Annotated in this window: 24 protein-coding genes and 1 tRNA gene; 6 read left to right on the top strand and 19 right to left on the bottom strand. The window is 60.0% G+C overall.

Going from position 1 to position 24,238, the window contains the following annotated elements:
- Nucleotides 1–109: 109 nt before the first annotated feature.
- The 12 genes from ACIQ1A_RS07095 to ccmA all read right to left on the bottom strand — a co-directional run bounded on the left by ACIQ1A_RS07095 (nucleotide 110) and on the right by ccmA (nucleotide 8,471).
- Nucleotides 110–195: transfer RNA gene (locus ACIQ1A_RS07095), tRNA-Leu, on the bottom strand.
- A 32-nt stretch (nucleotides 196–227) separates the two neighbouring features.
- A complete protein-coding gene (locus ACIQ1A_RS07100) occupies nucleotides 228–812 on the bottom strand; it encodes a cysteine dioxygenase (RefSeq protein WP_395770363.1) in 585 nt (194 codons plus the stop codon).
- Complete coding sequence (locus ACIQ1A_RS07105) at nucleotides 809–1,939, bottom strand: homoserine O-acetyltransferase (protein WP_395770364.1); 1,131 nt, start codon at nucleotides 1,937–1,939, stop codon at nucleotides 809–811. Before ACIQ1A_RS07105 ends, ACIQ1A_RS07100 begins: the two co-directional genes overlap by 4 nt.
- Entirely contained in the window at nucleotides 1,936–2,925 is a 990-nt protein-coding gene (locus ACIQ1A_RS07110; protein WP_395770365.1) for a tetratricopeptide repeat protein, read from the bottom strand. The genes ACIQ1A_RS07105 and ACIQ1A_RS07110 overlap by 4 nt, the downstream gene beginning before the upstream one ends.
- Nucleotides 2,925–3,362, bottom strand: a complete 438-nt coding sequence (locus tag ACIQ1A_RS07115; protein WP_395770366.1) for a cytochrome c-type biogenesis protein — start codon at nucleotides 3,360–3,362, stop codon at nucleotides 2,925–2,927. Before ACIQ1A_RS07115 ends, ACIQ1A_RS07110 begins: the two co-directional genes overlap by 1 nt.
- Complete coding sequence (locus ACIQ1A_RS07120) at nucleotides 3,359–3,886, bottom strand: DsbE family thiol:disulfide interchange protein (RefSeq protein ID WP_395770367.1); 528 nt, start codon at nucleotides 3,884–3,886, stop codon at nucleotides 3,359–3,361. Before ACIQ1A_RS07120 ends, ACIQ1A_RS07115 begins: the two co-directional genes overlap by 4 nt.
- Nucleotides 3,883–5,802, bottom strand: coding sequence for a heme lyase CcmF/NrfE family subunit (locus tag ACIQ1A_RS07125; protein WP_395770368.1), 1,920 nt, complete (start codon nucleotides 5,800–5,802; stop codon nucleotides 3,883–3,885). The genes ACIQ1A_RS07120 and ACIQ1A_RS07125 overlap by 4 nt, the downstream gene beginning before the upstream one ends.
- Nucleotides 5,802–6,278, bottom strand: coding sequence for a cytochrome c maturation protein CcmE (gene ccmE / locus ACIQ1A_RS07130; RefSeq protein WP_395770369.1), 477 nt, complete (start codon nucleotides 6,276–6,278; stop codon nucleotides 5,802–5,804). The genes ACIQ1A_RS07125 and ccmE overlap by 1 nt, the downstream gene beginning before the upstream one ends.
- Entirely contained in the window at nucleotides 6,275–6,415 is a 141-nt protein-coding gene (ccmD, locus tag ACIQ1A_RS07135) for a heme exporter protein CcmD (protein WP_395770370.1), read from the bottom strand. Before ccmD ends, ccmE begins: the two co-directional genes overlap by 4 nt.
- Nucleotides 6,412–7,161, bottom strand: coding sequence for a heme ABC transporter permease CcmC (ccmC, locus tag ACIQ1A_RS07140; protein ID WP_395770371.1), 750 nt, complete (start codon nucleotides 7,159–7,161; stop codon nucleotides 6,412–6,414). Before ccmC ends, ccmD begins: the two co-directional genes overlap by 4 nt.
- Before the next feature lie 7 nt (nucleotides 7,162–7,168).
- Complete coding sequence (ccmB, locus tag ACIQ1A_RS07145) at nucleotides 7,169–7,834, bottom strand: heme exporter protein CcmB (RefSeq protein ID WP_395770372.1); 666 nt, start codon at nucleotides 7,832–7,834, stop codon at nucleotides 7,169–7,171.
- Nucleotides 7,827–8,471 (bottom strand): heme ABC exporter ATP-binding protein CcmA, encoded by a 645-nt coding sequence (gene ccmA, locus ACIQ1A_RS07150; protein WP_395770373.1) that lies wholly within the window; start codon nucleotides 8,469–8,471, stop codon nucleotides 7,827–7,829. The genes ccmB and ccmA overlap by 8 nt, the downstream gene beginning before the upstream one ends.
- A 128-nt stretch (nucleotides 8,472–8,599) precedes the next feature.
- On the opposite strand from ccmA, the gene ACIQ1A_RS07155 reads away from it, so the two are divergent.
- The 4 genes from ACIQ1A_RS07155 to trmY all read left to right on the top strand — a co-directional run bounded on the left by ACIQ1A_RS07155 (nucleotide 8,600) and on the right by trmY (nucleotide 12,451).
- Nucleotides 8,600–9,748, top strand: coding sequence for a pyridoxal phosphate-dependent aminotransferase (locus ACIQ1A_RS07155; RefSeq protein WP_395770374.1), 1,149 nt, complete (start codon nucleotides 8,600–8,602; stop codon nucleotides 9,746–9,748).
- Nucleotides 9,745–10,551: an amidohydrolase gene (locus ACIQ1A_RS07160; protein WP_395770375.1), complete on the top strand. Its 807-nt coding sequence runs from the start codon at nucleotides 9,745–9,747 to the stop codon at nucleotides 10,549–10,551. The genes ACIQ1A_RS07155 and ACIQ1A_RS07160 overlap by 4 nt, the downstream gene beginning before the upstream one ends.
- 11 nt (nucleotides 10,552–10,562) lie before the next feature.
- Nucleotides 10,563–11,723 carry a PQQ-dependent sugar dehydrogenase gene (locus ACIQ1A_RS07165; RefSeq protein ID WP_395770376.1) on the top strand — a complete coding sequence of 387 codons (1,161 nt, stop codon included), beginning with the start codon at nucleotides 10,563–10,565 and terminating at the stop codon, nucleotides 11,721–11,723.
- Nucleotides 11,724–11,857: 134 nt separating this feature from the next.
- Nucleotides 11,858–12,451: a tRNA (pseudouridine(54)-N(1))-methyltransferase TrmY gene (trmY, locus tag ACIQ1A_RS07170; RefSeq protein ID WP_395770377.1), complete on the top strand. Its 594-nt coding sequence runs from the start codon at nucleotides 11,858–11,860 to the stop codon at nucleotides 12,449–12,451.
- A gap of 201 nt (nucleotides 12,452–12,652) precedes the next feature.
- Here the strand turns inward: trmY and ACIQ1A_RS07175 are convergent, their stop codons facing one another.
- The 7 genes from ACIQ1A_RS07175 to ACIQ1A_RS07205 all read right to left on the bottom strand — a co-directional run bounded on the left by ACIQ1A_RS07175 (nucleotide 12,653) and on the right by ACIQ1A_RS07205 (nucleotide 21,716).
- Nucleotides 12,653–13,591 carry a DUF2950 domain-containing protein gene (locus ACIQ1A_RS07175; RefSeq protein WP_395770378.1) on the bottom strand — a complete coding sequence of 313 codons (939 nt, stop codon included), beginning with the start codon at nucleotides 13,589–13,591 and terminating at the stop codon, nucleotides 12,653–12,655.
- A gap of 11 nt (nucleotides 13,592–13,602) precedes the next feature.
- Nucleotides 13,603–15,393 (bottom strand): DUF3300 domain-containing protein, encoded by a 1,791-nt coding sequence (locus ACIQ1A_RS07180; protein ID WP_395770379.1) that lies wholly within the window; start codon nucleotides 15,391–15,393, stop codon nucleotides 13,603–13,605.
- A gap of 246 nt (nucleotides 15,394–15,639) precedes the next feature.
- Nucleotides 15,640–17,304, bottom strand: coding sequence for a 23S rRNA pseudouridine(2605) synthase RluB (gene rluB, locus ACIQ1A_RS07185; protein ID WP_395770380.1), 1,665 nt, complete (start codon nucleotides 17,302–17,304; stop codon nucleotides 15,640–15,642).
- A 29-nt stretch (nucleotides 17,305–17,333) separates the two neighbouring features.
- Nucleotides 17,334–18,032 (bottom strand): SMC-Scp complex subunit ScpB, encoded by a 699-nt coding sequence (scpB, locus tag ACIQ1A_RS07190; RefSeq protein WP_395770381.1) that lies wholly within the window; start codon nucleotides 18,030–18,032, stop codon nucleotides 17,334–17,336.
- Between the two features lie 7 nt (nucleotides 18,033–18,039).
- Nucleotides 18,040–18,945 carry a segregation and condensation protein A gene (locus tag ACIQ1A_RS07195; protein WP_395770382.1) on the bottom strand — a complete coding sequence of 302 codons (906 nt, stop codon included), beginning with the start codon at nucleotides 18,943–18,945 and terminating at the stop codon, nucleotides 18,040–18,042.
- Between the two features lie 102 nt (nucleotides 18,946–19,047).
- Nucleotides 19,048–20,325, bottom strand: a complete 1,278-nt coding sequence (locus tag ACIQ1A_RS07200) for an NAD(P)/FAD-dependent oxidoreductase (RefSeq protein WP_395770383.1) — start codon at nucleotides 20,323–20,325, stop codon at nucleotides 19,048–19,050.
- Nucleotides 20,326–20,339: 14 nt separating this feature from the next.
- Nucleotides 20,340–21,716, bottom strand: a complete 1,377-nt coding sequence (locus ACIQ1A_RS07205) for a glutamine synthetase family protein (RefSeq protein ID WP_395770384.1) — start codon at nucleotides 21,714–21,716, stop codon at nucleotides 20,340–20,342.
- A 247-nt stretch (nucleotides 21,717–21,963) separates the two neighbouring features.
- On the opposite strand from ACIQ1A_RS07205, the gene ACIQ1A_RS07210 reads away from it, so the two are divergent.
- A complete protein-coding gene (locus tag ACIQ1A_RS07210) occupies nucleotides 21,964–22,722 on the top strand; it encodes a gamma-glutamyl-gamma-aminobutyrate hydrolase family protein (protein ID WP_395770385.1) in 759 nt (252 codons plus the stop codon).
- The gene (locus ACIQ1A_RS07215) at nucleotides 22,719–24,227 is read left to right on the top strand and encodes a glutamine synthetase family protein (protein WP_395770386.1); all 1,509 of its coding nucleotides are present in this window, start codon (nucleotides 22,719–22,721) and stop codon (nucleotides 24,225–24,227) included. Before ACIQ1A_RS07210 ends, ACIQ1A_RS07215 begins: the two co-directional genes overlap by 4 nt.
- Nucleotides 24,228–24,238: the final 11 nt, after the last annotated feature.

Raw genomic sequence — 24,238 nt, forward strand, 5'->3', positions numbered from 1 at the left:
CTCCTCGGCGTGTGAGAGGCCAATGTAGCACAACTGATAGCACCGTCAAATTGACCCGAATCAAGTGCCCGGACATGAAAAACCCCTCGGCAACGAGGGGTTTTTGATTTGGTACCGGTGATAGGACTCGAACCTACACTATGTCACCATAAGCGGATTTTGAGTCCGCCGCGTCTACCATTCCGCCACACCGGCATGTGGACACCCATTATACCCAATCGGGCGGTTTATTCACAGTCGACCGGATCCAAGCACAGCAACTTGCGGCCTTTGCCGTACCAGCCGTCGCCGAGCGGCTCGAAAATCGAGCAGTCGCCCATGCTGTCCTTGTAAATGTGCAGGGAAATCGCAATTTTATCGGGGCTTGGATTGCGGATGGTGTGGTATTCATGCGGGGGAATGATGCAGCCGGAGGAGCCGACGCCGCCCATGACCGGCGTGAGCCGCTCGAATCGGCAGCGCTCGGCCTCGTCTTCCAGCAGCTCATATTGGACGATCTCGATTTCACCTTGCCAGACACCCTCGACGCCCCAAAGGCCGCAATGATCATGAATCGGCGTGCCCTGTCCGGGACCCCAGGTCATCGCGACCACGCTGACTCCGGTTTCCGGACATTTGTAGATTTCGCGACGGGCATAATGGCCCTCCACCGGCTCGTATACGCATTCGGGCAGGAAAACTTTCTTGGACGTGATCAGCGCGCTCAGGCCGTCGCGCAGAATGGCCATGGTGGCTTGCGAGTCGGAAGCCGCGCAGGCCTTGCGGATCAGATCGAGCAGGTGCTCCTTGCCGGTAAAAGTAAGGTCGTTCATGGAATGTTCCTGAGTTCGTCGAGGAAGTGTCGGATGGGTGGGGCGAATTTATCAATATCGACCAGAAAGGCATCATGCCCTTGATGGGAGTCAAGGGCCATGAAGCGGGTTTTCGCTCCACCCTTTGCCAAGCCGTCGGCAATCTGTTGTTGTTGGTGCAGCGGAAACAGGATGTCGGTGGTGGCGCCGAGCACAAGCGCGCTATTCAGAGGAAGTGTGGCCAAGGCACCGACCACATCGTCGCCATCTCTTGCACAGGACTGGCAGATGTCGAACCAGTCCATGGCGCGGCTCAGGTAGAGATAGCAGTTCGGATCGAACTGGTCGACGAAACGTTCGGCATGCGCTTCAAGATAACTCTCAACCTCGAATTCCATACCGAATCGTTCTTGGGACGTTTCGCTGTTCAGGCGCACCCGTCCGAAACGGCCGTCCCATTCCATGGCCGAGCGGTAGGTCACCACGCCGAGTTTACGGGCAATGCGCATGCCGTTGCGGGGATAGTCAGTTGTGTCATAGCGGCCTTGATTCCAATTCGGATCGAGCCGGATGGCTTCACGCTGCAGCGAACGTATGGCGATGGAAAATGGCAGTGCCTGGGCGCTGCCGGAAACATTGATGTGACTGCGGGTGACCAGCGGGAACTGCTGCAGGAAGGACAGGGCGACCATGCCACCCATCGAGTTTCCGACCAGACAGGCCAGCGATTCGATGCCGAGGTGATTCAACACCGCCTTCGCGGCAGCGGCGCAGTCTTCTATGGACAGGTCTGGAAACTGAAGCCGGTAAGCTTGTTCGGTACTTGAATCCACAGATGCCGGACCGGTCGAACCTTTGCAGCTGCCGAGCGTGTTGATGCAGATGACATACCAAGAGCCGGTATCAATGGCCTTGCCGGCTCCCACCATGGCTTCCCACCAGCCTTTCTCGGGATTTTCAGAGGAGCTGGCGGCATGGGCGCTGGGTGACAGCCCGGTAAGAATCAGCACGGCATTGTCTTTCGCTGCGTTCAACTGCCCCCAGGTTTCGAACGCCATTCGCCCGCCACTCAGGCTGCCGCCGCGCTTGAACACGAAAGGCGAGGGCAGGGGCGCAAAGCGGGTGCCGGTTGAAATGAATTCGCTCATGGATTCTGGCGCAGGACCAAGGTGACCGCTGCCAGTTTATCTGATTGCATCGTGACAGGCGCACTCTGCCAGTCCCCGGCACCTGCTTCGGCAGTGCCGCTGACGGAAACACGTGCCTGCAGAACGAATCCGGATTGGCTGAATAAGCGGTCTGTCGGCATGACCGAATCGGCATCGGATAATTGCACTTGGATGGGGAATGCTGCGAGCGGAATCCGTTTTGCCGCCAGTGGTGGACCGACGCCATCGATGCGTTTCGCAAATACGAACAGAACACCGCCCGGGGGCGTTTTGTCTTTCAGAGAGGAATCGACATCGACGGCGATGCTGACGACACGAACGCTCGGCATGGTCATGGCCGGAAGACCGGCATCGACGCGTGCGCGGTTGATTTGCGGCAACAAAGCCTGTGCGGTTGTCGCATCGACCTGCGGTAACAGACTTTCCCATACAGCGGCCGCATCCTTCGGTTGGCCGGCCTGCAACAGCAGGATGCCACTGAAGAAACGGGCGCGCTGGTTGTCCGGCTCGATGCTCAGCGCTTTGTCGATCCATTCGCGTGCGCGCGGATCCGGAACTTCCGGTTTGCCGGCACGGAAAATGGATTCTGCATAATCAACCATCAGTCCGGCGTTGTCGGGAGCCAGTTTCAGTGCTTCGGCGAAGTGCGGTTGCGCTACTTGGTACTGCCCGGTTTGAAGATAGCTGCGCGCCAGAAGAACGCGGGCTTCGAGATTGGTGGGCTGCTCGCGGACGACGGTTTCAAGCTCGGCCAGGGCCTGTTCAATGGTCTGCTCGGCGGCCTGCGGAGCCTGATAGCCGATGGCTTCAGGTCGGCCGAATTGCCAATACAGTCCAGCGGTGAGTCCGGCGCAGCCCAGCAACAAAGCGGCTGCAAAGCCGCGTTGTTTTAGCCAGAGCGGTTTCAATGCGATTGCCAGAAGCAAGAGTACCAGCAGCAGACTGATCAAAATGAACAGGGTCATTACCATTCCTCGCCGGCGGCGCCGTTTCCGGCCGCATCCGGTTGTTTGTTTTTAGTCCGGATCACAGCAGCAACTGCAATTCCGCCGATTAGCAGCAGAACGAACGGACCTATCCATAGCAGCCAATTGCCACCTCGCATCGGCGGTTCATACAGCACGAAATCGGTGTAGCGCTCCACCAGGTACTGCTTAATTTCTTCATCGTTACGGCCCTCGCGCATCAGACGCAATACTTCCATGCGCAAATCGTGTGCAATGGGTGCATTCGAGTCAGCGATACTCTGGTTCTGGCACATCACACAACGCAGTTCGGCCGCCAGATCCTTGAAGCGCTGTTCTTCGGCCGGGCTTTGGTAGTCAATCGGATCGATTGCGGCGGCGGTGCCGGAGCACAGAAAGCCGGCGAGCAGCAACAATGCTGCGAAGATATTTTTCATGGGGCCTCCTGCAGTACCGGCAGAATTTTTTCCTGAACGATTTCCGGCGTCAGCGGACCGATATGTTTGAAACGCACAACACCGGCGGCATCAATGACGAAGGTTTCCGGCGCGCCGTAAATACCCCAGTCCAAAGCCGCTTGGCCATCGCGGTCCTGAATGACCAGTGCAAACGGATTGCCGTACTGTGCCAGCCAACGTGCGGCATCTTCCGGGCTGTCTTTGTAGTTGTAACCGACGACCACGGTGCCGGACTTTGCCAGTTGTGTGATGACGGGATGCTCGATACGGCAACTGACGCACCAGCTGCCCCAGACATTGAGGACATAGGCTTTGCCTTTCAGGTCTACGATTCCAAGCCGTGATTCCGGAAGCACCAATTCCGGCAATCGCATTGCCGGTGCCGTTTTTCCAATCAGCGGCGAAGGAATGGCGGAGTTGTCTTTTCCGGAGTTCATGCGTACGCCGACGAAAAGCAACAGCGCCAGTGCGATGAAGGCCAGCAGCGGCAGCAGGCGGCTCATACTTCATTGCCTTTACGTTTGAAGCGCTTGTCGAAAATAACGATGAGCGAACCAAGCGCCATCAGGATGGAGCCGAACCAGATCCAGCGCACGAAAGGTTTCACATGCAGACGCAATGCCCAGCCGCCGGCATTGTCGGTCGGTTCGCCCAGTGCGACGTAAAGATCACGGGTGAAACCGCCATGCATATCGGCCTCGGTCATGCTGCTGCCACCCGAAGCGTACTGGCGCTTTTCCGGATGCAGGATGCCGAGATGGCGTTCTCCAACGCCGACCTGGATATCGCCCCGTTGCGCGATGAAGTTCGGCCCGGCAACTTCATTCACGCCGAGGAAGGTGAATCGGTAGTCGCCGACCTCGAAGCTCTGGCCGGGCTTTGCCGCCACGTCTTTTTCTACGCTCAGACCTTCGGTCATCAGTGCGCCGAAGCAGAATACGGCGACGCCGGCATGCGCCGTCACCATGCCAATCATCTCCGCGGTGAACCGGCCCTGCGCCTGAGCAAAACGGTGCCAGACGAAGCGTGCGGTGCCGAGCGCGATCCATATTCCGGAAAACCAGGCCATGGCCGATTTCAACGGATGTTGCGGTGCCCGGAAATAGGCGATGATGGCAATCAGGGCGGCAAGCGCTAGCCAGGGCGCCAACCAGCGTGCCACATCCGAGAGATTCTCGCGTTGCCAGCGGCTCAGTGGTCCGAATGGAATCAGCAGGACCATCGGCGCCATCAGGATCAAAAACAGCTTGCCGAAATACGGCGGACCGACCGACACTTTGCCGAGACCGAGCGCATCCGCCAGCAAGGGGTAGAGGGTTCCGAGCAGCACCATGGCCGCGGCCGCGGTCAATAGCAGATTATTGAGCAGCAGCAGACTTTCACGCGATTGCCAGTGGAAGGGCTTGCCCGCTTCTTTCGGCGCACGCAGGGCGAACAGCACCAGCGAGCCGCCGACCACGCAGCACAGGAAAGCAAGAATGAACATGCCACGATCGGGATCGGAGGCAAAGGCATGCACCGAGGTCAGTACGCCCGAGCGCACCAGGAAGGCACCGAGCAGGGAGAGCGAAAAGGCCGCAATGGCCAGCAGCAGCGTCCAGCTGGAAAAACTGCCGCGCTTTTCCGTGGTGGCCTGCGAATGCAGCAAGGCCGCACCAACCAACCAAGGCATGAAGCTGGCGTTCTCGACCGGATCCCAGAACCACCAACCACCCCAGCCCAGCTCGTAATAGGCCCAGAAGCTGCCGAGTGCTATACCCAGCGTCAGGAAAGCCCAGGCCACGTTGGTCCAGGGGCGCGCCCAGCGGATCCAGCGGGGATCGATCTCGCCGTCAATCAGCGCGGCGATAGCAAAGGAGAAGGCCACCGAGAAGCCGACATAGCCGATGTACAGCAGTGGCGGATGGAAAATCAGGCCCGGATCCTGCAACAAGGGATTGAGATCGTGGCCTTCCACCGGAGCGGGCAGCATGCGCTCGAACGGGTTGGAAGTGATGACGGTAAAGGCCAGAAAGCCGAGCGCCACCAGTCCCATGATGGACAGCACCCGCGCCCGGACTACATCGGGCAAATTCTTGGAAAAAACCGCAACCGCAGCAATCCAGATGCAGAGGGTCAGAACCCAGAGCAGCAGGGATCCCTCGTGGGCGCCCCAGACCGCCGAAATCTGGTACATCATCGGCAGTAGGGTGTTGGAATTTTTGGCGACATAGGCGACGGAGAAATCATGCTGCACGAACGCCACGGTCAGCAGGATATAACTGACGGTCACCGCGGCCAGAAGGGCGAATGCCAAAGGGCGTGCGGTCAACTGCAAGGTGGTGTTGCCGCGCTGTGCGCCCCAAAGGGGCAGGACACCGAGCAACAGGGACAGCACGAATGCGATGAGAAGGGCGATTTGACCGAGTTCAGGCAGCATCAGGGTGCTCCGCAGTCCAGGGTGTGCATGGCCGGCCCTTGACTCATCTTGGCCTGCATTTCGGGGGTCATGCTTTTCGCGACTTCCGCCGGCATGTAGGTTTCGTCATGCTTGGCCAACACTTCGCCGGCAACGAATTCAGCCCCTTTCATTTTTCCGGTGGCGATCACGCTGCTGCCTTCCTTGAACATGTCCGGCAGAATGCCGGTGAATTGCACGGGAACGTAGCGCTTGCCATCGGTAACGTTGAACCGCACATCGAGAGTGCCGTCGGTGCGCTTAACGCTGCCGTTGCAGACCACGCCGCCGAGCCGGAAGCGCGCCGATTCGGGTGCTTTGCCGGTACGGACTTCCGAGGGCGTGTGCAGGTAGTTGATGTTTTCCTGCAGTGCCATGGCGATGAATGCGGCAGCGGCGGCGGCGGCGAGTAGCACCAGACCGACCAGAATGAGGCGACGTTTGCGGACGGGGTTCATGCGGACCTGCTTTTGCGTTGTTGAAGACGGATGGCGCGCACGATGCCTTGAAGCGACCACTGCGGAGCCAGAAAATCCCAAAGCAGCAGCACGACGAATGCGCTGTAGGCCAGGGTGATGAAAAACCAGTGACTCATGCCGATTCTCCGTAACGTTCGATGACCCATTGTTTACGGCTTTCCTGCTGCAGATTGAGCACGCGTGCACGCACCAGTACCGAGCCGATGTACCAGAGCTTGGTGGCTAGGGCCAGGACCAGCAGAGGCCAGACCATGCTGCTGTCCATTTTCGAGGGGCCAATCAGGCGGATGGTTTCGCCCTGATGCAGGGTGTTCCACCAGGTCACCGCGAAATGCACGATGGGCACATTGACCACGCCGATGATGGCGAGAAAGGCGGCAGCACGGCCGGCGGCACGGCGATCGTCAATGGCGTTGTACAGCCCGATGACCCCGAGGTAGAGAAATAGCAGTACCAATTCCGAGGTCAGGCGCGGGTCCCAGGTCCACCAGGTGCCCCAGGTCGGTTTGCCCCAGACCGCACCGCTGATCAGGGTGATGGCGGTGAACACCGCACCGATGGGCGCTGAGGCCATGGCAAGCAGTTCGCAGATTTTGATGCGCCAGATCAGGGCGATGGCGCTTTGCACCGCCATGATTACGAAAATCATCAGGCTCATCCAGGCTGCCGGAACGTGGATGTAAAGAATGCGGAAGCTGTCACCTTGCTTATAGTCTGCGGGTACCGACAAAAGCGCACCGTAAATGCCGACGGCCATCAAGATCAGGGCCAGCACGAAACTGGGCGTGCTCCATCGCCGCGCGAAATCGTCGAAACGGGCGGGAGAGCCGGTTTGATTGAACCAAAGCAGGATTTTATTCATCGTTTCGTCAACTCAGGGCCAAACGCAAGGCGCTGGCGGCGGCCCACGGCGCCAGCACAATCAAAAGCACCAATCCGGCGCACATCAGATAAATCGCACCGAGCCAAGGCAGCCCCTGGCCGGCTGACCACACGCTGCCGGCACCGAACACCAGCACAGGCACATACATCGGCAAGGCCATCAGCGCCAGCAATAGTCCGGAGCGCCGGATGCCCAGGGTCAGCGCCGCCACCACCGCGCCGATCAGGCTCATCAATAGCGAGCCGATCAGCAGGCTCAGCATCAGCACCGCCAACAGGTTCATGGGCAGAAATAGCAGCTGCGCCAGCAAGGGCGTCAGCACAAGTAAAGGCAGCGCGGTGGTCAGCCAATGCACGGCGACCTTGCTGGCAATCACCATCGGCAGCGGCACCGGCGCCAATAGCAACTGTTCCAGACTGCCGTCTTCAAAATCGCTGCGGTACAGATTGTCGAGCACGAGCATGCCGGCCAACAAGTGCGCGACCCAGATCACCGCGCTGGCACTTTGTTCCAGACGCGCAGGTTCGGAGCCCATCGCCAACGGGAACATCACGCAGACCATCAAGGCGAACAGCATCGGTTGCGCGGCATCGCTGCGTTTCTGCCACATCAGTCCGAGGTCGCGGGCAAGCAGGGCGCGCAGTTCACGCATGGGCCGCGCTCCGGGAAATTTCCAGCATGCGCACCGGTACCGCCGGCGCGGCATAAGCCCCGTGGGTGCTGATCAGCGCGGCACCGCCTGTCGCAATATGCTGCTTGACCAGACGGTTGACCCAGTCGATGCCAGCCAGATCGAGGTTGGCATAGGGCTCATCCATCAGCCACAATGCGCTCGGTCGGGCTTGCAGACGGGCCAGACTCAGGCGTTTGTTCTGCCCGGCGGAAAGTTTTCCGGCCGGCGTGTCTTCGAATCCGGCCAGGCCGCATTCGCCAATCAGTTTTTCCAGATGGGTTTCGCTGACGCGACCGTGCAGGCTGGCGGTGAAGCGCAGGTTCTGAAGGACCGTCAGTTCCGCTTTGTGGCCATGCCGGTGCCCAAGGTATGCCGCGAGGTGCACGAAAGCGGCACGGCTGAAGGGATGCCCTTTCAAACGGATCACTCCGGATTCCTGAGGCAAGAGTCCGGCCAGCACCCGCAGCAGGGTGGTTTTTCCCGAGCCGTTATCGCCTTTTACCATCAAGGCTTCGCCGGCCTGTAATTGGAAATTCAAGGGTCCGAAGATGCGTTCGGCATTGCGCGAAAAGCACAGATCATCGGCTTGAATCAAGGCGGCGATGGCGGCGGACATGCTGGCGGCGGGGTTCCGGAATACGACCTGCTCATTTTAGCGGTTTTACAAACACTTAAACGCTAATTTCCCGTGAATTTCGGAATCCTGTTGCATAATATTGATTCAAGTCATACCGGAACCCCGCCATGCCCCTGCAAACCAAGCTGCCGAAGGTCGGCACCACCATCTTCACGGTCATGTCGCAGATGGCCATGCAGCATCAGGCGGTCAATCTGGGGCAGGGATTTCCGGACTTTCCGGTGCCGGAATTCCTGGTGGACGCCTTGGGCCGTGCCATGCGAGAGGGCAAAAACCAGTATGCCCCGATGACCGGCATTCCGGCCCTGCGCGAGGCCATTGCCGCCAAGACAATCGCTTGTTACGGCCATGCCGCCTGTCCGGAGGCCGAGATCACGGTGACCAGTGGCGCCTCAGAAGCCATTTTCAATGCCGTTCTGGCCGTGGTCCGGCCCGGCGATGAAGTCATCGTGCTCGATCCCTGCTACGACTGCTATGAACCGGCCATCGACCTGGCCGGTGGCGTGTGCGTGCATGTGCCGCTGAATCCGGTTGATTTTTCGGTGGACTGGGAACGGCTTCAGGCTGTGGTCACCGCAAAAACCCGGATGATCTTCATCAACACCCCGCACAATCCGTCGGGCGCGCTGTGGTCGGCCGATGATATGCAGCGCCTGATTGAATTGACCCGTGATACCGATATTTTGGTGCTGTCCGACGAGGTTTACGAACACATCGTGTTCAGCGGCGTTCGCCATGAAAGCGCCCTGCGTTATCCGGAACTGGCCGAACGTAGCTTCGTGATTTCCAGCTTCGGCAAAACCTATCACTGCACCGGTTGGAAAATCGGCTACTGCATCGCGCCCAAAGCGCTGTCGGCAGAATTCCGCAAGGTGCATCAATACAACACCTTCTGCAGCTTCGCACCGGCGCAGTGGGCATTCGCCGAAATGATCGTGCAGCAGCCCGGGCATTACGCCGAACTCGGCGCGTTTTACGAAGCCAAACGCGATTATCTGGCCGGCAAGCTGGCGCGCACGCGCTTCAAAGCCCTGCCGGTGCCCGGCGGTTATTTCCAGCTGGTCGATTATTCCGCCATCTCCGATCTGCCCGATGCCGAATTCGCACGCTGGCTGTGCACGGAAAAAGGCGTCGCCGCCATTCCACTGTCGCCGTTCTATGAGTCGCCGCCGGCGGGCCAGCGCTTGGTAAGGCTGTGCTTCGCCAAGAATCCGGACACGCTTGACGCCGCCATCGCACGCTTGGAGCAGGTATGAGTCCGGCCGATCTGAACATCCGCATCGTGCAGGCCGATACCGTCTGGCATGATCCGCAAGCCAACCGCGACTACTACACCGCATTGCTGGCCGGATTGGCACCGGATGCCGACATCATCGTATTGCCGGAAACCTTCACCTCCGGTTTCTCCAACGAAGCGTTGGCGCAGGCGGAAACCATGGACGGACCGACCGTAGCCTGGCTTCGCGCCCAGGCGGCGGCGCTGGGTTCCGTGATTACCGGCAGCGTGCAGATCCGTGAAGGTGACGCGGTATTCAACCGCATGCTGTGGGCCGCGCCGGACGGCAGCATCCAGCATTACGACAAACGCCACCTGTTCCGCATGGCTGGAGAGCACGATCGCTATGCTTCCGGCCGCGATAAAATCATCGTGGAGTACAAAGGCTGGCGCATCTGCCCCTTGGTCTGTTACGACCTGCGTTTCCCGGTGTTCTCGCGCAACCGTTTCGGGCAGACACAGGCAGACGGCTACGATTACGACCTATTGATTTACGTGGCGAACTGGCCGAGCCCGCGCCATTTCGCTTGGCAGACCCTGCTGAAGGCGCGCGCCATCGAGAACCTGAGTTATGTGGTCGGCGTCAATCGCACCGGCGGCGATGGCAACGGTCTGCATTATCTCGGCGGCAGTACGGTGCTCGATTTCCTCGGACAGACCGTGGTCGAATCCGGGGACACGCCACAGACACAGAGTGCGCGCATATCGTATGCCGAGTTGGCGGCGTTCCGGCAACGGTTTCCCGCGCATCTGGATGCCGACAGCTTCACCCTCCACGATTGAGGAGATCTTGTATGGCTTACAGGACATTGCACTGGCGCGGTCTCGGTCTGGCAGTACTGTGTGTTCCGGGATTGGCTGCGGCACAGAAAACACAGCTACTGAAATCCAGCGATTACACGCTGCAGCTGACTGAGCTCAATGCCGGCCTGAAATCGCCTTGGGGCATGGCATTCCTGCCGGATGGTCGTCTGCTGGTGACCCAGAAGTCCGGCAGCATCGCACTGCTTTCGCGGGATGGTGGGCGTATTGAACAAACGATTACTGGCCTGCCGCGCGTGGCATCGCAGGGGCAGGGCGGCTTGCTGGATGTGGCGCTGGACCCAGACTTCGCCCGCACGTCATGGCTGTATTGGTCGTATGCCGAGCCCGGTGAAGGTGGCGTGTCCGGCACGGCAGTCGCGCGGGCAAAACTCATCAATGGCCGACTGCAGTCCACCGAAATCATTTACCGCCAGATTCCCAAGGTCGAGGGTGCCGGACATTTCGGATCGCGGCTGGTGTTCGGCCGCGACAAATCCCTGTTCATCACTTTGGGCGATCGCCAGAAATTCACCCCGGCTCAGGACATGACGCAGACCATTGGCAAAGTGGTGCGCGTCCAGCGCGATGGACGCATACCGGCGGATAATCCGGTATGGAAAGCAACCGGCGCCCGTCCGGAAATCTACAGTCTGGGGCATCGCAATCCGCAGGGCGCGGCACTGCATCCGGGCACGGGCGTGCTTTGGTTGAGTGAGCACGGTCCACAGGGCGGCGATGAAATCAACCGGGTTCAGGCCGGCAAAAATTACGGGTGGCCGACCGCCAGCTACGGTTGCCATTACGGCGAGCCGGTCGGTGAGGAATGCCGTCTGGGCGGCGGCAAACACAGTCCGAAATTCGTGGAACCCTTGAGTATCTGGGTGCCGCGTTCGATCGCCCCTTCCGGCATGCTGTTCTATACGGGTCCCGTATTTCCCAAGTGGCGAAATCACATCCTGATGGGTTCACTGGCCGGAACCGCGCTGTGGCGGATTCAGTTCGACGGCGATAAGGAAGTCCGGCGCGAGCGACTGCTTGGTGAATTGGGCGAGCGTATCCGCGATGTCGAACAAGGCCCGGACGGCCTGGTCTATCTGCTGGCGGACAGCGGTAAATTGCTGAGGATTTCCCCAACTCCGGAAAAACCGTAGTGCGGGCCGCTCAATTTCCAGTCAGTCGTCTTTTTCTGGCCGTGCGTATCGTGTTGCCCGCGTATTGCTGCTGATGGAAGGCTCGAACCAGAAACGATACTGATATCATTGAGCGTACCATTGACGGGACATGTATGCGAACCTTTCTACTGAGAGCGCGGGCGGCACCCACGGACAGCCAAAAACTGTTGGCGTCCATCGGCAAGGATGCCCATGCCGAAATTCTGGCGCATACCCTGATGAACGCGGTTTTCGTGGCCCAGTCGCACCGCGCGGATGTCAGGGTCTATTTAGTCCTGGAAAGCACCCAGGATTTCTCCCGCACGGTTTTTTTCGACATCAACGCCATGCACGAACTCGGTGGTTTCGACGAACGCGCGCTGCTGGCAAAAATCGCTAAGGCGCTGGATATGTCAAAGGGGATGGGCAAGGAGGAAACCCGGTCGGTGGAATCCGGTGTCACTGTGCGCACGGTGAGCTTCGAGCGACTGGTGCAGGAACTGGCCGAGAACCACCAGTTGTTCGTGATGGACCGGAAAGGCACCCCGATCCGAGAGCAGAGCTTTCAAGGCAATTCCTGCTTCCTGCTCACCGACCATATCCCGATGCCGAAGAAGACCTTCCATAGTCTCGAACGCCTTGGTGCGAAGAAAATCACGCTGGGATCGAAGATGCTGTTCGCATCACAATGCGTGGTGTTGATCCACCATGCGCTGGACCAGCATTAAGACGACTGCCGGACCATAGCCCGGCTGTGAATTCCTGTTTTTCTTAACTCCGCCGCATCCTTATGCCTTACCAATGCCGTTCCATCATCCATGAACTTTGTGTTGTGCTTAAGATGAATGGGCAGACATGTTTTGATAAATTGACATAACTTTGAAATGAAAAAACCCGCCGAAGCGGGTTTTTCAGGAAGGCTTAAGGCATTACTGCGCCGGAACGGCTTTCCAGCCTTCCTCCGGATTGAAGCTGTCGATGGCTGCTGTGGCTTCTTCGGTGGTTTCACCGAGATCCTTCTCGAACACGGTGCCGTCCTGATTGACCAGGAAGCTCTTGACCCCGCTATTGCCGTAATCCGCCGGCCAGGCAATCATCGCAAAACCGCCGGTCAGACGGCCATCGGCGAAATAATCCTTGGCACCGCCCGCGGCTTTGTCGCCCTGACGGTAAATCAGACGGTAACGGTAACCGTGATAAGCCGATGCTGCATCGGTCCTATAACCTTCCGCCGCTGCCTCGGCCACAAAAGCACCAATCGGGCTGGGAGCTTCGTCTTCCGTGGTTGGCCAGTACAGACCGTTTTGGAGACCGTCATCGCTCAGAATTTTCATGGCATAGACGCCGGGTTCGCCGCCATCACGGCCGACCGACGCATATTCCTTCTGGGCATCCACATAACCGCGGCTGACAGCGATGGCACCGAGTTCGTTTTCACCGATGCGGCGATAGATCAGCTCATCGGCACCGGCGGCGGTATCCAGATACCATTTGTCGCCCTGCTTGGCCAGCGGAATCGGGAACGGCCAATCGTCCGTGCCGATGACCAGGGTCTTGCGTTCGCCATCCGCCTGCAGGGCGTGCTTTGCTTTGTACGCGGCCAGGAACTCGTCACGGTCGCCGGCATCGGAGACCGGATCGCCGGATGACAGGATTTCCACACCGTCCGGTCCGAGAATGCGACTGAGGGCTTCTTTATCCTGCTTTTCCAACGCCGCCACCATGGCATCGACCGCCGCTTCCGGCGTTGCGAACAGACGGCTTTCGGCCACCGGCGGCGTGTCGTCTTTTTTCGTGCAACCGGTCAGGGCGAGACCGAGCAGGGCAATGGCAGCGAAGCTTTGCAGAATCCGAGATTTCTTTAACATGGGTATGCTCCTTAACGCTGCTTTTTATTGGCGGGTTGTTTGCTGCGGGCGCCATCGGGCATGCTTTGCTTGCCGCGTTGGCTGGCAGCGCGGGCATCATTGCCGCCGCGCGAACTGCCGGAAACGGCAGACGGCTTTTGCTGGCGGTTCTGTTGCTGACGGTCCTGCTGCTGGCGATTCTGCGCTTGGCGATCCTGCTGCTGACGATCTTGCTGCTGGCGGTTCTGCGCCTGCGCTCGATCATGGTTGGCATCGGAATAACCACGGTCGGCGCCGCTTTTATTGCCCGGCTGCGGCCGCTGCGCATTGCTCTTGTCAGGCGTCGGGCGTGCCGATTTATTGGCGGCCATATCCCGGTTCTGCGCGGCGGATTTGTCCTTGCTTCCGGCGTAGGAACCCTGCACCTTTGGCAAATCACGGCTGGCGGCGGCACCGGCGGCTTTACCGGCGGCCATCTTGTCGTTGTTCGGCTTGGCGCCCTTGTAGCTGCCCTGTACCTTGCCGTCTTTCGCAGTGCCGGGCTTGCCGGTGATGCTGTTGCGGGTGCTGGCAGTGCGGTCGGCAGGGCGTGCGGCTTTGTAGGAATTGCGGTCGTTGAACTCGGGACCTTTGGTCGGTGCCGGGCGCTTCGGACCTTTCGCGGCCTGACGGTTCAGATCGTTCAGATCATTGCGTTTCGGGTTGGCTTGGGAAATCGGGCTGCGTGCTTCCGGGCGGCGACCACCGTTGTAACCGTTGTTGTTATCGTAGCGGCCCCAGTAATCATTGTTGTTGATATTGATGTTGACGTTGTTGTTGTTGAAGCTGTCGTTGTTATAACCGGGGCGGTTGTTGTAGCCCGGGCGGTTGTAACCGTAGCTCGGGTAGAAACCGTTGCCGTAGTTGGGCCGGTACGGGTACGGCGGGTAGTACACCGGCGGACGGCCCCAGTAGCTGCCGCCATAGCAGTTATAGCTGTAGGAATAACGGTTGCAGTAATCGTCATCGTCATCGAAGATCTCGTTGACCAGCATGCCGGCACCGAAGGCGAAGATGGCGGTGGTGAGCATGGCGCCGTCGCTGTGGCCTTCCTGCACTACGGTGGTGGTGGTCGGGGCGGCGGCGGGTGCCGGCGGCGGCGGGGCATAGGCCGCCACCGGATCGTATTGCGGTACGTAAACGATTTGCGGGCTCGGCGGCGACACCGTCACGTATTGGACTTTATCGACGGTTTGCGTGGATACGGTCATTTGCGGCGAGGATTTCAGGTTGCCGACATCGCTAGCTTGGCGGCGCAGGCGCTGCACGGCCTCCATCACGCCGGCCTGGTCATTCACATAAGCCTGGCCGAGCTCGGTGGTCCAGGCCATTTCCTGGCAGAGCATGTCCACGGTTTCCGGGAACTGCACCAAGGCCAGCACTGGCGGTGTGAAACCTTTTGTTTCGGCGGCTTCGTCCAGGGCTTTGCCTTTCAAGGTCGGATTGTCGAACAGCCAGTTGCCGGCATCCAATACTTCCTGCGGATTGGTCGAGGCGACCAGCACCTGCTCGAGTACGGTATCGGGGTAAAGGGCAATCGGCGCCAAAAGTTCTTCCATGGCCTCCGGCGACCAGGTGGTGTCATCGGCTTCCAGTGTGTTGCTGCGATCTTCGGCGGCTTGCGCCATTTGCTCGGCGCTTGGCGGTGGTGGTGGGGGTGCTGCCACCGCGGGAGCGGGCGCTGCGGCTGCCGGTGCGGCCGGTGCTTCTTCTTTCTTGCAGGCGCCCAGCGTCAGCAGGGCGATGCTGATGGAAGCCACCAGCGCGTGTTGTGCCTTATTCATGATTACCTCGGCTTGGTCTGTAAATGGAGCAGAAATCCCCTATTGCACCTCCGATAATAGTCGTGGTCGGGACTAGTGGCTATACTTTCGCGGACAAAGACTTAGCTTAACAAGTGCCCCCTAATTTTTCTTGTGGTGCGGGTGGGGCCGATATGTGGTTTCTTAATCGTGCGCAATCCCACAATCAAGCATCAACCGCCGGCATGATATGAAAAAAAGCCCGCATTCGCGGGCTTTTTTCAGGCATCAATCGTCCGAGGGAAAACCGTCTTCCGGCTTGCGCTTCTTGAACGGCGGTTTCGGACCGGCACGGTTGCCATCCGGGCGCGGACCGCGCGGGGTAAACGGACGGTCGCCTTGGGGGCGTGGGCCACGTGCATTGAACGGACGATCTCCCTGCGGGCGGTCGCCATACGGTTTCGGACCGCGCGGTGCATATGGACGGTCGCCTTGCGGACGATTACCCTGCGGGCGCGGGCCCCGGGCATTGAACGGACGATCACCCTGCGGACGGTCGCCATAGGGCTTCGGACCACGCGGGGCGTATGGACGATCGCCTTGCGGTCGATCTCCCTGCGGACGCGGGCCACGGTTATTGAAGGGCTTGGCGGCGCGGTCGCCGTAAGGTTTCGGACCGCGTTCACCGAACGGTTTCGGGGCACGCGGCGTGCGCGGCGGCGCCACGCGTGAGCCGGTATCGACGCCATCCGGCACGTACCAGGACTTGAACTCGCCGGCCGGTTGAGCGCCTTGGCCGCTGCGCGGACCTTTGTTGAAACGCGGTTTCTCGGCGCGGTTGCCGAAGTTGTCATCGCGCTCCGGACGCGGACCTTTGTTGAACGGCTTGCCGGCATGCGGCGCGCGGTTGCCGGCGTTGTCGCCGTCGAACTTTCCGCCTTTGTTGAACGGCTTCTTGGCGCCGGCACCGGGGCGGCCACGGCCGCCGCGCGGGCGTTCTTCGCGCACGTGATCGAAGCGGCGCAATTCACGGGCTTCTTCGTTGACATGGCCGTTGACGTAGGCGTTCTGGTTGCGGTCGCTGCCGACGCGGATTTCAGTCGGGCGAGATTTGCGCTGGCCGATCACTGGCTGCAGGGTCAGCACCGGGGCGTTGTTGTCGAGGCCGAAATGGGCACGCAGGGATTCCACTTTGGTCTGTTCCAGTTCCACGCACTGGCCGCGTTTGAGCAGGCGCGGCAAGGTGATGTCGCCGTAGCGCACGCGCTTCAGGCGGCTGACTTGATAGCCCTGCGATTCCCACAGGCGGCGGACTTCGCGGTTGCGGCCTTCGGTGATGACGACCTGGAACCAGGCGTGCGAATCACTGGAGCCGATGCGTTCGATTTTTTCGAATTTGGCCGGGCCGTCATCCAGCGCGACGCCACGGGCGAGGCGATCGACCACGTTGTCGGGCACTTCGCCGTGGATGCGGCAGACGTATTCGCGTTCGATGTTGCCGGACGGATGCATCAGTGCGTTGGCCAGTTCGCCGTCGGTGGTCAGCAGCAGAAGGCCGGTGGTGTTGATGTCGAGGCGACCGACCGCGATCCAGCGCGCGCCTTTCAAGCGGGGCAGGGCATCGAAAATGGTCGGGCGGCCTTCGGGATCTTCGCGGGTGGTGACTTCGCCTTCGGGCTTGTTGTAGATCAGCACCGAGCTCGGTTCGCTCAGGGCCGAAGCGACGAACACCTTGCCGTCGATTTCGATGCGGTCGCCGCTGGCGACTGACTGACCGGTTTGGGCGGTTTCGCCGTTGACCTTGACCGCGCCCTGCGCGATGCGTTCTTCGAGCAGACGCCGTGAACCCAGGCCGGCCTGGGCCAGGACTTTGTGCAATCGTTCGGAAGCTTTATTCTTGGGTTCGGCGTCTTTGCCTTTCAATGAAAGGACTTTGCGAGTGTTCTCGCTCATTCGGGGTTGTCTCCGGCGCGGAGGGCGCCTCAGTGCTGCAAGGGGTCAGTCGTCGTCTCGACGGATTCGGTGGACGGCTCGGTCTCGGGGGTGGCGTGGTCGGTTTCGTCCGGCAGATCTCCGCTCGGCTCCGTAACAACGGCGGCCTGAGCCGGAATGGGCTCGGATATATCGAAGGACAGCTGCGGTTCCAGTTCCGGATATTCCTTCAGCTCCGCCAGAGGCGGCAGCTGATCGAGGCTCTTCAGGCCGAAATAGTCCAGAAAGGTCTTGGTGGTGCCGAACAACTCGGGGCGTCCGGGCACATCGCGGTGACCAAGAACGCGAATCCATTCCCGTTCTTCCAGCGATTTTATCATAGTTGCGCTGACGCTGACGCCCCGGATCTGTTCGATCTCGCCGCGGGTGATCGGTTGGCGGTAGGCGATCAGGGCCAAAGTCTCCAATGTGGCGCGAGTATATTTGCTCTGGCGTTCGGTCCAAAGCCTTGCTACATAAGGGTGAACCTCACTTCTGACCTGGTAGCGCCAGCCCGAGGCAACCTCGACCAGCTCCACCCCACGGCCCTCGCAGGCTGCTTTAAGTTCGGTTAAGGCTTGCTCGATGGCACCGGGTTTCGGCGGCGTATCGCCGAAAATGCCGTAAAGCTGGGTGGTGTTCAGCGGCAGGGTGGAGGCCAACAGGGTGGCTTCCAGGATCGGGGCAAGATTCAGGTCGTTTTCGCTCATATTCGGATCAGGCTGACGGTTCGTCGAATTCGGATTGCATGGCATTGTCGCGCTCGGTGGCTTCGGCCTCTTCGGCGGTCAGCTCACGGGCGCGGATGAAAATGGGGGCCAGCGGCCCTTCCTGCACGATTTCCAGCAGGCGTTCCTTGGCCAGCTCGAGGATGGACAGGAAACTCACCACCACGCCCATGCGGCCTTCTTCGGGAATGAAGAAGCTTTCGAAGCTATGGAACTGGCCGTCCCGCAGGCGATCGAGCACGATCGACATGCGCTCGCGCACGCTCAACGCTTCGCGCTTGATGGCGTGGCGGCTGAACAGGTCGGCGCGCTTGAGGACATCACGCAGGGCCAGCAGCATTTCCTTCAGGTCCACCTCAGGTGGAGCGCGGTGGATGATGCGGTCGGGCATGAACGCATGCGCGATGCTGGTGTCGCGCTCCAGACGCGGCAGGGTATCGAGGTCTTCGGCGGCTTTCTTGAAACGTTCGTATTCCTGCAGGCGGCGTACCAGTTCGGCACGCGGATCGGCTTCGTTGCCGTCTTCCGAGGGCGGACGCGGCAGCAGCATGCGCGATTTGATTTCGGCCAGGATCGCGGCCATCACCAGATATTCGGCGGCCAGTTCGAAACGCAGATCTTCCATCACGCCGATGTAGGACACGTATTGCTTGGTGATTTCGGCGACCGGAATGTCGAGGATGTCGAGGTTCTGACGGCGGATCAGGTAAAGCAGCAGATCGAGCGGGCCTTCGAAACTTTCCAGGATGACTTCCAGCGCGTCCGGCGGAATGTACAGATCCTGCGGCATCTGCAAGACCGGCTGGCCTTTGACCAAGGCCAGCGGCATTTCCTGTTGTTGCGGCGTATGAGCGGGAAAGGGCTCTACGGCCTCTGGCGCGGGCGTCTGGGTCATGAAAGGTCGTATGGACGACGCGAGCGCGTCGAAGGTGAATTCAGGTTAAGCCGAAAGCCGGGGCTTGTAAAGCCGAGGCCTGGAGGATGCCGCTATTATCAATCAAAACAAGGCATCACGCAATTTGAACCAGGCCATGGCGGCCACCAGCAGTGGTGTGCGCAGGGCGCGGCCACCGGGAAAGTTGCGGTGCGGAATGCGGCTGAATACGTCCAGTCGAGCCGCTTGGCCACGGATGGCCTCGGCCATGATTCGGCCAGCAAGACCCGTGGCGGCGATGCCGTGGCCGGAAAAGCCCTGGGCGAAAAAGACATTGCTGCCCAGGCGGCCCCAGTGCGGGGCGCGGTTCAGCGAAATATCGACATAGCCGCCCCAGACATAATCCATGCGCACCCCTTCAAGAATCGGAAACACCCGGGTCATGCGCCGGCGCAGGGTGCCGGAAAGATTCGGCGGCGGCAGCGTGGAATAGGAGGCGCGTCCGCCGAATAGCAGGCGGTGATCTGCGCTCATCCGGAAATAATCCAGCGCCCAGTTCACATCGGCCACCGCCATGTCGTTGCTGATCAGGGCTTTGGCCCGCGCTTCGCCCAAGGGTTCGGTGGCGCCGATGTAGGTGCCGACTGGCATGATCTTGTCGTCCAGTTCCGGTGCGATGCCATGTACATAGGCGTTGCCGGCCAACACGGCAAAATCACACTGCACCTGCCCATGGGCGGTTTTGAACACCGGCCGGTCGCCGCGCAGCAGTTGCGTGACTTTCGATTGTTCGAAAATGCGCACGCCCAGCCCGAGCGCAGCATGCGCCAGACCCTGCGTGTATTTGAGCGGGTGCAGATGGCCGCTGTTGGGGTCGACCAAAGCGCCGAGATAGCGTTGGTTGGGCATGACCGCCTGCAGCTGCTCGCGGTCCCACCACTGCAGCGGGTAATCGAAGTTTTCAGCCAGATCGTGTTGCCAGCTTTTCAGCTCGGTGATGTGCCGCGGCTTGATTGGCACATGCGCGTGGATGTCGCGCCAGTCGCAGTCGATGCCGTATTGCGTGCAGCGCTGTTTGATCAGCTCAAGCCCTTCCAGCGACCAGTCGAACAGACGCTTGGAGTCAGCCAGACCGACCGCTTGGGTGATTTTGCTTTGATCGCAGCCAAAACCGAAAATAGCCTGGCCGCCGCTGCGCCCTGAAGCACCCCAACCGACGCATTGGGCTTCCAGAACGACCACCGATAAACCGGCTTCGGCCAGTTCGATGGCGGTGGACAGGCCTACGATGCCGGCACCGAGAATGCAGACATCGGCCTGCAGTGTGCCTTCAAGCGCCGCTTGCGCCGGAAAATCCGGTGCCGAGGCGGCGTACCAGGAGCGGACGTGGCTGCCGGACATGCGCGAAACCCGGCTCAGACCGAGCGCAGGTACCAGTCGTATTCGAGCGTGGTGACTTCGGTGTAGAAGCTGCGCATTTCCTTGAGCTTCTGCTGGCCGAACACGTGCTGGAATTCCGTGCCGAACATGTCCTTGATGAAGCCGCTGGCCATGAAGTCATTAATGGTGTCGCGCCAGAACAGCTGTCGTTGCTCGGTCTGTTCGTAGGCATTGCCCTTGATGGCCGGACCCGGATCGCCTTTGGTATCCAGACCATGCAGAATGCCGGCCAGCACCGCGGCGGTGACCAGATACGGATTGGCATCGGCGCCGGCTATGCGGTGTTCGATGCGCACGTTCTTTTCATCGGAATGTGGGATGCGCATGGCCACGGTGCGGTTGTTGAAGCCCCAGCAGTCGTTGAGTGGCACGAAGGCGTTCAGCACGAAGCGGCGGTAGCTGTTGGCGTGCGGCGCGAACATCAGCATGCAGTCTTTGGACACCGACTGCAGGCCGGCAATGGCGTGCTTGAGTTCCGCCGCCGGATTGTCCTGGCTGCTGGCGAAAATATTTTTGCCGTCTTTATCCAGCAGGGACACATGGATGTGCGTGCCGGAACCGGCCTGATCGACGAACGGCTTGGCCATGAAGCTGGCCAGCAGATTCTGCTGTTCGGCGATCGATTTGATGGCGCGCTTGAGCAGGGTGGCGTCGTCGCAGGCGGCCACGGCGTCATCGCGGTGTTTCAGGTTGATTTCGAACTGGCCCGGTGCGTATTCAGCGACGGCGGTGTCGGCCGGAATGTTCTGGGCGGTGCAGGCGTCGGCCACGGCGTCGGTGAAGCCCTGGTAATCATTCAGATCACCCATGTAATAGACCTGAGTGGTCTTGTTGCGTTCTCCGGTGGAGGGGTTGATCGAAGTCTGCGGGCGACCGTCCGGGGTCAGTTGCTTGTCGAGGAGATAGAACTCGAGCTCGACCGCCACCACCGGGGTCAGGCCGCGATCGGTGAATTTCTGCACCACACTCTTCAGCACTTCGCGCGGATTGGCCGAGAACATGCCGCCGTGGAAGCCTTCCATGCTCAGCAGGCACTGCAACATCGGGCGCTGCTGCCAGGGAATCGGGCGCAGTGTGCCCGGAATCGGGCGGCAGATGCGGTCTTCGTCGCCGATGTCATAGCCCAGACCGGTTTCTTCCACGGTATTGCCGGTTACATCGGTGCCGATCAGCGACATCGGCAGGCAGACGCCGTTCTGGAACACTTTTTCCAGCGCGTCACGGGTGATGCGTTTGCCGCGCAGCAGGCCATTCATGTCGGGCAGAATCAGATCGATCAGTTCAGCATTGTTGTGGGCGGCCAGAACCTTGGCGTCGGCGGGATGGAGGGTGGAATCGGTCATTGCAGGCATCCGGAATGGTTGCGCTGATACTAGCAGAGATTTTGCAGAGTGTAAAAAATATTCATCATTAACGCGGATTTCGATGCGTATTTACGGTAATCCGGGAACTCAAACAAACGTTTCATGGTCGTCAATTCGGGCGCAACGGGCGTTATTACGGGTTTGTTGGGCTTTATCCGGGGATAAAAATTTCTGTTGATAAAATTTTACAGTCGGGTTAGGGTAAACGCTCTATCGAGCCACTTAGCCCGCGTGCATGATTTTCGTCGGAATCCCCGCAGACAGCAGAATGATCGGCCCGCACCCGTTCCAGGCCGTGGGTGAAAAATACATCCGCGCCATTCTGGACGGTTCCGGCGCACAGCCGCTTCTCATTCCTTCCGTTGCCCCGGGCCTGGATCTGGATGCGCTGCTGGATCAGTTGGATGGATTGTTTCTGCCCGGATCACCGAGCAACATCGAACCGCACCATTACTCCGATGAGCCCAGTTATGAAGGCAATCTGCATGACCCCAGCCGGGATCTGACCACCCTCAACCTCATTCCGAAGGCGATTGCCAAAGGCGTTCCCGTGCTGGCGGTCTGCCGCGGCTTCCAGGAAGTGAACGTGGCGATGGGCGGCACTCTGCACCAGAAAGTGCACGAGGTACCCGGCATGATGAATCACAAGGAAGATCTCAGCCAGCCGCTGGATGTGCAATACGCGCCGGCACATGCCCTGAATCTGGTCCCGGGCGGCTGGTTGGCGCGCTGGGCCGGTGCCACTGAAGTGAACGTCAACTCCCTGCATGGCCAAGGCCTGAACAAATTGGGCGACAACCTGATTGCCGAAGCCATGGCGCCCGACGGGCTGGTTGAAGCCATCCGACTCGATTCCGACGACACGTTCCTGCTGGCGGTGCAATGGCACCCGGAATGGAAGGTCACGGAAAATCCGTTCTCTCTCGAAATATTCAAAGCTTTCGGTGCGGCCTGCAAAGCCCGCGCCGCTGGCCGTAACCAGGTGAAGTCATGAGTAAGAAAACCAGCAAAACCACGAAAACTGCGAAAGCCACGAAAAAAACGGCGGCCAAGACCGTGAGCAAGTCGGGCAAAAAGTCCGAGCGTCGCGTCCTTCCGGCCAAAGAAGACAAGGTCGTTTCGACCCCGGCCAAGCAAAGTGCCGCCAGCGAGCGCGAAGAGAGCCATCTCAAGCGCTGGTTGCGTGAAAACCGCATTACCGAAGTCGAGTGCCTGGTGCCGGATATGACCGGCAACGCGCGTGGCAAAATCATCCCGGCCGCCAAGTTCTCGCATGACTTCGGCACCCGTCTGCCCGAAGGCATTTTCGCGACCACGGTCACCGGCGAATACATCGACGAGTACGACCAGATCGTCAGCCCGTCCGATTCGGACATGTATTTGCGGCCGGACCCCAATACCGTGCGCACCGTGCCCTGGGCGTCCGACCCGACCGTGCAGATCATCCATGACTGCTTCACCAAGGAAGGCAAGCCACACGATCTGGCCCCGCGCAATGTTTTGCGGCGGGTCATCGAGCGTTACGACGCCCTCGGATTGAAGCCGATCATCGCCCCCGAGCTGGAATTCTTCCTCGTCCAGAAGAACACCGATCCGGATTTCCCGCTACAGCCGCCGGCTGGCCGTAATGGCCGGCCGGAAACGGCGCGGCAGAGCTATTCCATCGATGCCGTCAACGAATTCGATCCGATTCTCGATCTGATGTACGACTACTGCGAGGCCATGGAGCTCGACGTCGACACCCTGATCCATGAATCCGGCGCGGCCCAGCTGGAAATCAACTTCATCCACGCCGATCCGCTGTCGCGCGCCGATCAGGTGTTCCTGTTCAAACGCACCATGCGCGAAGCTGCGATGCGCCACAATATCTATGCCACCTTCCTGGCCAAGCCGATGGAAAACGAGCCGGGCAGCTCGATGCACATCCACCAGAGCTTGGTCGATGCCAAGACCGGCAAGAACGTATTCATCGGCAAGGGTGGCGCCCGCCACAGCGAGTTGTTCATGAACTACCTGGGCGGCCTGCAGCGCTACATCCCAGAGGCCATGGCGTTCTTTGCGCCGAACGTGAACTCCTACCGCCGTCTGATCTACGGGGAAGTGTCGCCGAAGAACGTGCAGTGGGGTTACGACAACCGCACCTGCGGCCTGCGCGTGCCGTTCGATTCCCCGGAGAACATGCGTGTCGAAACACGCTTCGCCGGGTCCGACGTCAATCCGTATCTGGCCATCGCCGCCACGTTGGCCTGCGGCCTGCTGGGCATCGAGCAGAAACTCCAGCCGACCGAACCCTCGACCGGCTACACGCATACCACCGGCTTCGAACTGCCCAAGTCGATGCAGGACTCCCTCGAATATCTGGAGCGTTCCAAGGCGCTGTCCGAAATCCTCGGCGAGCGTTTCTGCCGCGCCTATGTGTGCATCAAACGCAAGGAATACGAGACCTTCTTCCGCGTCATCAGCTCCTGGGAACGCGAGTTCCTGTTGCTCAACGTCTAACCGGATTGCCT

Origin of the sequence: Arenimonas sp., assembly GCF_044353605.1 — a bacterium.
Classification (GTDB): domain Bacteria; phylum Pseudomonadota; class Gammaproteobacteria; order Xanthomonadales; family Xanthomonadaceae; genus Arenimonas.